The organism is Sunxiuqinia rutila, from assembly GCF_050589705.1.
GTDB classification, from domain to species: Bacteria; Bacteroidota; Bacteroidia; order Bacteroidales; family Prolixibacteraceae; genus Sunxiuqinia; species Sunxiuqinia rutila.
Genome location: NZ_JBNGOT010000016.1, coordinates 62,318 through 73,840, shown reverse-complemented (window position 1 = coordinate 73,840; position 11,523 = coordinate 62,318). Strand labels below are relative to the sequence as shown.

The window sequence follows — 11,523 nt, the reverse complement described above, 5'->3', positions numbered from 1 at the left end:
TGACAGGGCAAATAAAGCACTTGCATTTCAGCAATGAAAATTCGAACTTTAAGGCTTGTTCTTAAATGAAAAAAAACAAACTTGAACCAAGTCGAATTTCTATGAACCTGAAGCTAACTTTTTTTATCCTTTTATCTTTTCTGGTATTGTCCAATGCGATTGCTCAAGATAATTTTGTTTCGCTATTTAATGGAGAGAACCTGGACGGTTGGGTGGAGAAAAAAGCCAATAGGGATCGTTACTATATTTTTTATCGGGTGATTGACGGAACCATTATGGCCAACTCGTTAAACAATCCGGAGCACGAAAGTGCCTGGTTGTATTCGGAAAAAGAATATGGGGATTTTGAGTTGAAGTTTAAATTCAGGGCTTTTAGAACAAGCAGTGGAAACAGTGGTGTCCAGGTGCGGTCGCGTTACAATGACGAAACCTATTCGATGGATGGTCCGGAAGTGGAAATTCATGCGCCGCAACCCTGGCGCACCGGCATGGTTTGGGATGAAACGGACGGAAATCAGCGTTGGATTTTTCCGAACCTACCCCGCAATGCCTGGGTGAATGAATCGATGCAATCGAAGAAGATATTGTTCTATTATGCCGAAGAAACCAACCAGTGGAATGTGATGCGCATTCGCTGTGTCGGCACGTCAATTGAAGCCTGGCTGAACGGCATTAAAATTACCAACTACAAAGGGGCGGGCACGTTAAATGATGAAACCCATCGCGCGTTGAATGTGGGCATGAAAGGGCATATTGCTTTTCAGATTCATGAAAAGGATGCACTGATTATGCAGTTTAAAGAGATTTATATTCAGGAACTGTAAGTTTTCATAACCTTTCATTCACTTTGATTCTTACCGGGGAATTTTTGATACACTAAAATTGTAAACGATATTGGATTCTGGAACGGTGCAGCGGCGTCTGTCATTGGGGCTGGTTTGTTTAAGCTTAATTGCTGGCAGTAGCCAGACTTTGCTCCGAACTCTTGTTCTGCATTCACCAACTTCTGTATCGGCTGTAAAAAGGACGTTTTTGGTGCTGTAAGGCAGTTTGAGGGAGTTGCTTGCAATTATCTGTGGGGCGGCAGCTTTCGTGTTATTAGCACCCGCTAATGATTGTGAACTTGGGATAGGCGATCAAAGATTAACTAAAATAGAGCGCATAAAAAAAGCAGGCCTCAAAGCCTGCTTTTTTATATGTTGTTGGAGCCGTTCGATTAATAGAACTTGGCCCGGTTGTCTTCAATTTCTACAGCATTGCGCTGGGCTTCATAAGCCTGATAGAGAGCGCGAGAACCCATTGTTTGGTTTAAACGCATTTGCTCGGCCATCAAATCAGTGTCGTTGCCTTCAGTTGTTGATACCACTTTTACAAGGTAAACACCGTTGTTGCCAATGACTGGAGTTGACAGCTCATCTTGGTTCAGACTGGCTAGTGTTCCAATGACAGCTGGTTCCATGCCTACTGCAGGAATTGACGTTGAATTAAAAGTCAATCCATTGGCAGTTTGTACTTCAGTATTCAGTGCTTCAGCAGCAGCTTCCAACGATTTACCATTGGCAGCATCTTTGATTTTCTGAGCCAGGGCTTTTCCTTTGTTTTGTTTTTTCACAGCCAGTTCAACCCGAGGTCTTACTTCTTCGAAAGAGGCAATTCCTTCTTCGGTTTCACTCACTAAAGCGGCTACAACAAAGCTGTCACCCAGTTCGAAAATTGCAGAGCCTTCGTTGTTGTGCAAAATATCTTTTACATCGGCTTCGTAAGCTGAGCGGATCAGTGGACGAGAATCTGCAAGACCTCTTACTTCGCGGTCATTTTCTCCAATAGTTGCAAATCTTTTGGTCAGCTTCTCGTTTGCAATGGCTTCATCAAATGATTTGTAATCCTGGTTTTCAGAAACGAACTTGCTGGCTAAAGCATAAACGCTTTGGTAAGTTTGCGTGCTAGGTTCGATGTTGCGCGAAAGTTTAGCCAAGCGAACTTGCTTGGTCAATTTTCCTTTGCGGGTTGGTTGAAGCAGGTGAACGCCGAATTGCGTAGTTACCGTGTACAACTTATTGACCTCACCATTAAATGCAGCTTCTTCAAAAGGTTTTACCATCTGGTTTTTTCTGAACCAGCCTAAGTCTCCACCTTCACGAGCCGAACCAGTATCTTCCGAATATTGCTCAGCTAATTTGGCAAAGCTTGTTCCGTTTTCAATCAAGCCTTTCAGACTGTCGGCTAAGGCCAGTGCAGCTTCGTAGCTTCCAAGTTTTTCGGGATTGATCAGGATGTGGCGTGCTTGAACAGAGTCAGGCAGGTCTTTGATATCATCAATTTTAACCAAAGAGTAAGCATTGCCTTCTTTGATGGGACCGTAAACATCTCCGACTTTACTGCTGAAAGCGAAGTCTGCGATGTCATCAGAAAGCTCTTCTTTCTTTTGATAAACATTCTCGAAAGGCACATCTGAGTTGATGTTCACGTATTGCTGGTTTTCAGCTATGTTAGCAAATTCTGCCTTGATGTCTTCCACCCACTTCAAGGTATTGGCATCATCGGTTTCGGTTGCTTTCACATCAAACGTAATGTATTCAATGGTGCGGCTTTCATCTTGCTTGTAGTTGTCCTGATGCTTTTTGTAGTAATCTTTCAGTTCGCTATCAGAAACAGAAACAGCACTGTCGGACATAGAAATGTAAGGAAGACGGATGTATTGAATATTGACCTGCTTGTTTTTGGCATTCAGGCTTTTTTGCGCTTCAGCTGATGTTACATACAATCCCTGACGAACCAGATTGTTGTATTTGGTTTGAATACGCTCTTCCTTTATTTGTTCTTCAATGTATAGCCAATATGCTTTTTGCTGAGCAGTTGCATTCAGTTCCAATGACTTTAGGAATTGAAGGACTGCAGTTTTATCAACTTGTCCGGTTTGTGGATTGCGAAATAGCTGTTGAATAATGGGGTGTAGGTTTTTTCCCTGAACCATGTCAAACAGTTCATCGGCTGTTACCGTTAAGCCCAATTCTTCATAAACTTCGCTCATCACGATCTGACGCACTAGGTTTTGCCAGGCTTGCTCTCTCACCTGAACCCAAGTATTCTCATCAAGCTGAGTCGAACCTGTGTTCATTTTATAGATTTCTGCCATTTCTTCAACCTGCCTTTGGAAATCAGGATATTGAATCGATTCTCCATTGATTTCAGCGACTTCCAACTGCTGAGGTCTCAATAATGAACTACCTGAGCGAAAAATGTCACCTAAAATGAAGGCAACCAATGCAAGTCCAATAATGATCGCTACCAACAAGCCGGCACGATTTCTTATTTTCTGTAATGTAGCCATTGACTAATAATTATTGAATTATAGATTTACTTATTTTTTTTACGAGGTACGAAGATAGCAATTTTGAGAATTAAACCTTAAGAATCATTTTTTATTTTAGGTGTTGTCCAATATCTTAAGGTTGACCAATTCGATCTTGGTATGAGTGGCTTTTAATATCTTAAAGCGGTAGTTATCAATGTCAATTACCGTATTGATTTTGGGAATACTTTCGTGGTGAAACAGGATGAAGCCGGCCAGGGTTTCAAAATGTTCTTTGACAGGAAATCCGAGGTCGTATTTTTCGTTCAAATCATCCAGCTCAATCCGGGCCGAAAGGATGTATTCGTTTTCGCTGATTTGCCGTTCGACAAAATCAGAAGTATCATGCTCATCTTCAATTTCGCCAAAAATTTCTTCCAGAATATCTTCGCTGGTAACCATCCCGGAAGTGCCGCCAAACTCGTCAACAACAATGGCGATGCTCCGGTGTTGCGAAATGAACTTGCTAAGCAGTTTGCTGGCTGGCATGGTTTCGGGTACAATCAATACTTTTTTCAGGTTTGAACGGATAGAACCCGGGTTTGAGAAAATGGAGGAATGGTGAATGTACCCAACAATGTTGTCGATGTTGTCTTGGTAAAAAAGGATTCGGGAATAGCCGGTTTCAATAAAGCGTTGAATTAGGTCGTCCACGTTGGAATTGAGATCCATGATCTCCATCTCGGTGCGTGGTACCATCACTTCGCGAAGCTTAACTTTGGAAAAGTCGAGGGCATTTCGAAACAGTTTGACTTCATTTTCTAATTCGTGCTCGCGACGTTGCTGGGCTTCATCCGATTCATTCACAAAATGGTCTAGGTCAATTCGGTTGAAAACATTCTTCCGGGCTTTGTGATTAAACGATGATTTGAAAAAGGTATTCAGCAGAACTTTCGACATCCACATGGTAAGCCGGGTGATGGGGAAGAACAGTAAAAAGAAAAAGCCTAGTGGCAGCGAAAAGAAACGCAAAAAGGAATTGGGATTGATGCGAAAAAGTGTTTTAGGTAAAAACTCGGCCGTAAACAAAATCAGCAGGGTGGAGCTGATGGTCTGAAGCAACAGTACAATGCTGTCCTGTGGAATGAAGCGGTCGAAAAACGGGCCTAAGAGCTTCGCGAATGCAATACCATAAATAACCAGCGCAATGTTGTTTCCCACCAGCATGGTCGCAATGTACTGCCCCGGGTTTCGGGTGAAAAGGCCCAGAATACGGGCACTGATAAAATTTTGTTGTTTATCGAGTTCCAGCCTTAGCTTATTGGCCGAAAGAAAGGCAATCTCCATTCCGGAGAAGAAGGCGGAAAACAAGATGGTGATTAGGATAGTAATAATCAGGGTTTCCATGTGCTGTTATTCGTCAACTTCAATATAAACCGGGCCTTTGGGTTTTTTTATCATCCAGTTGGAAAGATTTTGATCGGATTCAAACCCCATGCCGGTAATTACCTGATCTTTACGTATAATTTTGACAAACTGTTCCGAATAGATGATTCCTTTTTTTTCTTCCCAAATCAGATGTTCTGTTTTTAGGGTGTCGCCGGAAGGGTTTACTGCCACCACATTGTTTTTGGCTTCCCATTTGGATTCTTTCTCATAAAAGCGGGCAAAGTTGGCTGTAATGCCAGCAATTTGCTCCATCTTTTCATTGTAGCGTTCGATTTCTACACCTTGGGGAAATTCAACAAACGGATCTTCGCTTTTATCGTAGCGAATTAACTTGGGAGTAATTAATTTGAACCGGATGATGGTTGAATCGGAATGAATCATTTCATAGTTTTCCGCTTCCATCCCAGCCGTATTTTCTCCGGCTGACAGTTCTTTTATCTTTTCAATTTTGTTGGCACAGGAAAAGAAAAGCATTGCAATTCCCCCTAGGAGAATTGCAATGCTCACTTTAGAATAATTAATGTGTGCTTGTTTACTTGGCACGTACTTTTGTCGTTTCATTGATCCAACTACCAATTTTAAAGGTTTGACCTTCCTGGTATCCCTCAAAGAACAAGCTTTCCTTGTCAGGGAAATATTGTTTGTAGAGGTTGATTTTTTCATTTGCAGTTCCAAATACTTCAGGATCTACACGTTTGGCTTTCTGGTAGTAGTCTGTTGCTAACCAGTATAATGATTGGTGTTCCAAGTCGCTTTCGCCATAGTTTTTACTGTAGTAAGCATAAATGTCTCCCAACAAGATGTAGGCACGGCCTGAGCTTGGATTGTTTTGAATGGCTTTACGGGCCAGGTCACGAGAGCGTTGGAAGTTATTCTCTTTGGCAAAAACAAAAGAACCCAGCTCGTAGTAGTACTTCGACAGTAATTCTTTGTCTGTTTCAGCTTCAATGGCGTTGTTGTAATATTCTTTGGCACGCTCAAACTGGTCACGTTTTACAAACAAACGAGCCATGTTGAAAGCTGCTTCAGCTGAAGGGTCTAACTGATAAAGTTTATCTGATCCTTGAGCAAACAGCTGGCTGTCGGTACAGTCTTGACGCTCTAAAATCCGAAGCATTTTTTTCAATTCTTCAGAATCTTGAGAGATAGTCTCAAATTGAGGTTCATATAGCGCAATCAACGCTTCACAATCGGCTGCACCACTGGTTTGGAACAAGCGGTCAACCAATTCTTTTGAAGTGGTGTATTTTTCGCTGTTTGGTTCTTCTTTCAAGTAATTGTTGATGATTTCGGATGACGTTTGATAGTTGGAAGCCACTTTATCTTTTGGGAATTCGCCCATCAGGAACAAACGCTTTGTAGCTTGCATGAATACCACCAAAACGGCAGCTTCTGTTTGCTCTTGTTCCAGTTTAATGGCTTCTTCCAGGTACCCATATCCTTCTTTAAGGATAGATTTCAGTTCATCGTCAGTCAGGTTCTCGTTATCCAGTTTGTACTTCAGATAATCGGTTCCTTTGCGACCCAAAACATAACCTTCCTGGTTGAAGTATTTTATCCTGCGATTGTAAACAGACATCAATGAATCGATGAGTGCATCTTTTTTGCTCCAATCGTTTTCCTTGTTGATGAATGCATCATACATATTCGCTCCATGGATGTATAAGTTAAGCGTTGACTTGGGATATTTGTAGTATACTTTTTCCCAAGGAGCCATGGCTGATTTGTAATCGTCTTGTTTGTAGAATTGATCATACATAGACAAGTTGGCCATGAAATCACGATCTTTGGCTTTCACCAATTCTTCCATTGTTCTCAGGTCAAGACCTCCGGCTGCGTCAGCACCAGCTCCTTTAGCCGGAATTTCTCCGTCAAAACTAAAGTCGATAACATTGCTGGGGTTTGTTTCAATGTCCAGTTTACGTCTGTCGTCAATAAAGGTAAACTCCAGGTATTTTGTTTTCTCACTGACTTCGATTTCATATTTACCATCAAAGCTAGTCATATAAGAGTCTGAGGATTTGTGAGCTTCAACAGTTACCCCAGCTGCTGGCTCTCCTTCTCTGTAAACGGTGCCCTTGATGACTCTTTGGGCAATAACGGAAAATCCTGTCATTGCAACGAGTGCGATGGTGAGCAAGATTGTTTTGGAAAATAAAGGTTTCATGATCAAGTATTATTAAATTACACTTTTTTAAAAATTAGTCGAATTTTCGTTGTACAAACCAGCGATCGAACATTTTTAAATATAAACTTACTTTGGTATAGTTCTCACGAATCAAGTTGTCTTTTACTGTTCCCCGGCGACCTAATTCCACCGCTAAGTTAATGGTGGATTTCGAACGTCCGACTGGTAATCCTACACCAAAACTCATGCCAGTCTCATTAAGTTGCTGGTTGTTAATTTTTAAGTATGATTTATCCAAGTGGATTCCAGCCCGGTATTGAACACGTTTGAAATAGCTTCGGATGGATGTGGCTTCCGGAATGTATTCCGCTCCCAGGCTGTAGCGTGTTTGGTTGGTAAGCTCCGGAATGGTGCTTCCGTAGAATTTAGCTTCGCTCCATTGAGATCGGTAGTAATCCGCATTTACCTCCAGTTTGTTTAGCTTGGTGTAGCTAAGCCCAATGCCCATACTTGTGGGCAACTGAATTTTTCCTGGCTCATCCTGAATGTGCTTAATCGAGTCGGTTAGCAAGCCTCCTCCGGAATTCAATATTTTGTCCTGTGTTAAGGAGTGGAAAGCCGTGAATTTGGCTTTTTTCTCAAAGGTGGCTCCAATGGTCAGGAACTCATCGGTTTTCAATTTGATATCGTACTGGGCACCCAGCAAGTAAGCGAAGTCGCGAAGGCGGGTTTGTTCCGTTTCATTAAATCCGTATTGTAACGGATCATCAATGAAATAAATGGAGTTGTTTTGGTTCAGTGTTCCAAACAGGTAGTAAAGATTAGCTCCCACTGAAAGGGATTCGGTGAGGTTAAAACCTGCTCCGAAGTAGGCTTTTGAAATTGTTCCTGTTCCGAAATAGCTTTTTCCAATCCGGCCAATATTCGGATTATCTTCTTCTACATAAACTTCATACCCTTTATCGGCATAAGGACTAATTCCAACGGTGGCAGCGGCCCAGCGAGTTACTGGAAAGCTGAAGGAAAAGTACCTGAAATTGAAATCATTGGTTGTCCATTTCGAGTTGGCTGATTTATATTCTGAAATCCGGCCATCGGCACCAAATTCAAAAATGAACGATAAACTGTCGATCGCAGCATAGGACGCTGGATTGGAGGAGTTAATCTGTACTTGATGTCTGCTACCTAATGATGCACCACCCATTCCGGCAAAACGTCCGTAGGAGTATGGATGAAGGTCTCCTAAACCGAAGCGGGAAAATGGTGATGAGGTGTTATTGTTCTGTGCGAATGAAGTCAGTCCGAGTAGAATGAATAATCCGCTGATGAAGATTCCTCTAAGTGTTTTTAACATTGTATTCCAGAATTCTGTTTAAACCGATGAGTGTTAAATTAAAGTTTACAAAGATGGAATTTTTTAATTTCTTATCAAAGAATTTAGCATCGCCCCCGGTAATAATGACTTGTAAATTTTCGTAAATAGTGTTAAAGTAGTCTAAATACTGTTCAACTTCAAACAGGAGGCCGACTTGCACGCCAGCGCGGATGGCTGAATCGGTGTCAGTGCCAAGCATTTTGAAGTCATCGGTGGCATGTAGAAGTGGGAGCTTACCGGTGAACTGATGCAGCGATTTGAAACGGGTTTCCAGCCCGGGTGAGATATTTCCGCCTAAATACTCATGATTGGCGGTTATTATTTCATAGGTGATTGCTGTTCCCGCATCAATGACGAGCACATTTTGATGTGGAAAAAGCTCGGTGGCACCTACGGCAGCTGCCAGCCGATCTTTCCCCAATGTTTCCGGCGTCTGGTACCGGTTGGTAATTGGCACAGGCGTATTGGCATCCAGCTCAATGAAGGTTTCAAACGAATGCTTCAGGAAATCGTTTAGCTCCTGCGGGTAATCGCGCACCGAGGAAACGATTGCATGCTTTAAATCATCATGTTCATCCAGTAAAACCTGAATGTGATCAGGCTTTAGCTCGTCGAGAGGAACGTTGAACATGAGGTCACGTTCGTTGAATAGAGCCAGCTTGATGCGGCTGTTTCCTATGTCAATAACCAAGTTCATTCTTCCAATCGCTGACTGATGTCCATAGCTTGTACCGAATGGGTCAAGGCTCCAATTGAAATGTAGTCAACCCCGGTGGCAGCCACGCCTTTTAAGCGTTCGATAGTCATGTTCCCCGAAGCTTCCACCTTGGCTCTTCCGGCAATCAGTTGCACGGCTTTTGTCATGGTTTCGTTATCCATATTATCGAGCATAATAATGTCAGCTTTGGCTTCTACAGCTTCCTTCACCTGCTCAAGAGTAGTGGTTTCCACTTCGATTTTGATATCTGCCGGAATTTTACTTTTGATTTGCTCCACGGCCGGAGTAATTCCGCCAGCCACTTCAATGTGGTTGTCTTTAATCATCACCATGTCGTACAATCCAATGCGATGATTGCTGGCTCCTCCGGTTTTGACAGCGTATTTATCCAGCATGCGGAATCCGGGCAGGGTTTTGCGCGTGTCCAGAATCACCGTTTTCGTGTCTTTTACCGCATCGGCATATTTGGCCGACATGGTGGCAATGCCCGACAGGCGTTGGAAAAAGTTCAGTGCTGTACGTTCGGCTGTCAGCAAAGCCCGGTAGGATGCTTCGAAACGCACCAACACGGTACCGTTGGTAACGCGGGCACCTTCTTCCACCTGAGGTTCCCAAACAAGGCTTTCATCAAAGTGGCGAAAAACCATTTCGGCAATGGGCAAGCCGGCAATTACACCATCGGCTTTGGCTACCATGTAGGCTTTGCGGCGGGTTTCTGCCGGAATGAGGTTATCGGTGGTTATGTCGCCTGTTGCAACATCTTCGTCCAGTGCCAGCTGAATTAATGTTTTAGCTGCTTCAAGTTCTTGTGCGTTCATCATTTTTGAATGGGGATAAATAGTGGTTCTTTATTTTTTTGTTGAATGATATGTAGCCTGAAGTCGGGAGACTCGTGTTGGAAATCTTCCCGGATATGACCGCCACGGCTTTCCTCTCGTAGCAAGGCCGACCGGCTAATCAACAGGCAGATCTGTATAATCTGTTTGGCTTTTAATTCATTGTAGTCGGTTATTTCAGCCGGAAGCTGCTTGAGCAGGGCCTCCAGTTGGATTATCGTCTCCTCCAGTTGTTTCCCGTTGCGTACAATACCAACTTTCTCCGACATTAAATCAGCAACCTTGTTTTTGAGAAGAAGGAATGCTTCTTCGTTTCTCGGATCGTTGGAAAGTGCAGCTGGTGCTGTTTGCTTTGGCGACAGGGGTTTGCGTTTTGCGGCTTGCTCACTAGCCCGTTTTCCAAATACCAGACACTCGAGCAAAGAGTTGCTGGCAAGCCGGTTGGAACCCATTACTCCGGTTGAAGCAACCTCGCCGCAGGCAAATAGCCCGGGGATGTTGGTTTCTCCGTTTAGGTCGGTTCTGATGCCGCCAACCATGTAATGTGCTGCCGGAGCAATCGGTAGCAGGTCGGAGGTCATGTCGTAGCCGTACTCTTTCAGTTTATTGTAGATGGTTGAAAAACGTGTTTTTATTTTTTCCGGGTTCAGGTGTTTTAAGCTCAGGTAGATGTGTGGGCTTTTCAGCTTTTGCATCTGCCGGTAAATGGAGAAGGCCACAATGTCGCGCGGAGCCAGTTCGGCCAACGGGTGTACTTCTTTCATAAAGCGTTCACCATTGGCGTTGAGCAGCCAGGCTCCTTCTCCGCGGACTGCTTCGCTAATTAAAAAGGCGTCTTTGTCTTTCAGGTAAAGGGCTGACGGGTGAAATTGAATGAATTCCATGTCAGCCAGTTCGGCGCCGGCCTCATAAGCTAAAGCAATTCCGTCGCCTGTTGCCGTATGTGGGTTGGTGGTTCGGCTGAACAGGCGCGAAAGCCCGCCCGTGGCCAGAATACTGGCTTTGGCGGTTACAAGCATGCTTTTGCCTGTGATAAAGTCAATGGCCTGAACGCCGGTACACTGTCCGTCCTCCATGAGCAGCCTGGTTACTGCCGTATATTCGAATGACGTAATGTTGGGCTGTTCTTGCACAACCTGCAGCAGGAAGCAGGTCAGCGCTTTTCCGGTCGCATCGCCGCCGGCGTGCAAAATCCGACGCTTGCTGTGGCCGCCCTCCAGTCCTAAAACGTAGTCGCCGTCTTTTTTGTCAAACTGCATTCCCAGCTCAATCAGCTCCAGAATTCGGTCACGGCCTTCGTTTACCAACAGTTGAACGGCCTCCTTTTCACAGAGCCCACGCCCGGCAACAACCGTGTCGTGATAATGTAATTCGGGGGAATCTTCCTCGGCTATTGCACCGGCAATGCCTCCCTGTGCATAGTAGGAGTTGCTGGTGTCCAACTGTGATTTTGAAAGGATAGCAACGGTTCCGTGTTTCGACGCATGATAGGCTGCTGCTAAGCCTGCTAAGCCACTGCCAATAACAATGGTATCAAAATTTAATACTTGCATTTACTTTGAAAGTTCTCAATAAGTCAGAAAGGCAAAGGTATATAAATCTGTTTTATGCATGGAGAAATATTCGTTGTTTTTAAATTATGCTGGCGAATGGGCAACGCGCATCAACTTTTTTCTTCTGTTTAGAAATATTTACATTTAATTGGGTGAGGCATTGGGATTATCA

The 11,523-nt window shown here is 43.7% G+C and carries 9 protein-coding genes; 1 reads left to right on the top strand and 8 read right to left on the bottom strand.

From position 1 onward, the window contains the following. Nucleotides 1-101: 101 nt before the first annotated feature. Nucleotides 102-824 carry a 3-keto-disaccharide hydrolase gene (locus ACRD6K_RS16985; protein WP_430974254.1) on the top strand — a complete coding sequence of 241 codons (723 nt, stop codon included), beginning with the start codon at nt 102-104 and terminating at the stop codon, nt 822-824. A 392-nt stretch (nt 825-1,216) separates the two neighbouring features. On the opposite strand, the gene ACRD6K_RS16980 is transcribed toward ACRD6K_RS16985, so the two are convergent. From ACRD6K_RS16980 to nadB, 8 genes are all read right to left on the bottom strand, one after another. Then, on the bottom strand, nt 1,217-3,331 hold the full coding sequence (locus ACRD6K_RS16980; protein WP_430974253.1) for a peptidylprolyl isomerase: 2,115 nt from the start codon (nt 3,329-3,331) through the stop codon (nt 1,217-1,219). 96 nt (nt 3,332-3,427) lie between these two features. Then, entirely contained in the window at nt 3,428-4,699 is a 1,272-nt protein-coding gene (locus ACRD6K_RS16975) for a hemolysin family protein (protein WP_299583371.1), read from the bottom strand. Between the two features lie 6 nt (nt 4,700-4,705). Further along, nucleotides 4,706-5,302 (bottom strand): LPS export ABC transporter periplasmic protein LptC, encoded by a 597-nt coding sequence (lptC, locus tag ACRD6K_RS16970; RefSeq protein ID WP_430974252.1) that lies wholly within the window; start codon nt 5,300-5,302, stop codon nt 4,706-4,708. Continuing rightward, a complete protein-coding gene (locus ACRD6K_RS16965; RefSeq protein WP_430974251.1) occupies nt 5,274-6,908 on the bottom strand; it encodes a tetratricopeptide repeat protein in 1,635 nt (544 codons plus the stop codon). The genes lptC and ACRD6K_RS16965 overlap by 29 nt, the downstream gene beginning before the upstream one ends. Nucleotides 6,909-6,942: 34 nt before the next feature. Continuing rightward, nucleotides 6,943-8,223 carry a BamG family beta-barrel-assembly machinery protein gene (gene bamG / locus ACRD6K_RS16960; protein WP_430974250.1) on the bottom strand — a complete coding sequence of 427 codons (1,281 nt, stop codon included), beginning with the start codon at nt 8,221-8,223 and terminating at the stop codon, nt 6,943-6,945. Continuing rightward, on the bottom strand, nt 8,207-8,941 hold the full coding sequence (locus tag ACRD6K_RS16955) for a type III pantothenate kinase (protein ID WP_430974249.1): 735 nt from the start codon (nt 8,939-8,941) through the stop codon (nt 8,207-8,209). Before ACRD6K_RS16955 ends, bamG begins: the two co-directional genes overlap by 17 nt. After that, nucleotides 8,938-9,783 (bottom strand): carboxylating nicotinate-nucleotide diphosphorylase, encoded by an 846-nt coding sequence (gene nadC, locus ACRD6K_RS16950; RefSeq protein WP_430974248.1) that lies wholly within the window; start codon nt 9,781-9,783, stop codon nt 8,938-8,940. Before nadC ends, ACRD6K_RS16955 begins: the two co-directional genes overlap by 4 nt. Further along, entirely contained in the window at nt 9,780-11,351 is a 1,572-nt protein-coding gene (gene nadB / locus ACRD6K_RS16945) for an L-aspartate oxidase (protein WP_430974247.1), read from the bottom strand. The genes nadC and nadB overlap by 4 nt, the downstream gene beginning before the upstream one ends. Nucleotides 11,352-11,523 lie beyond the last annotated feature (172 nt).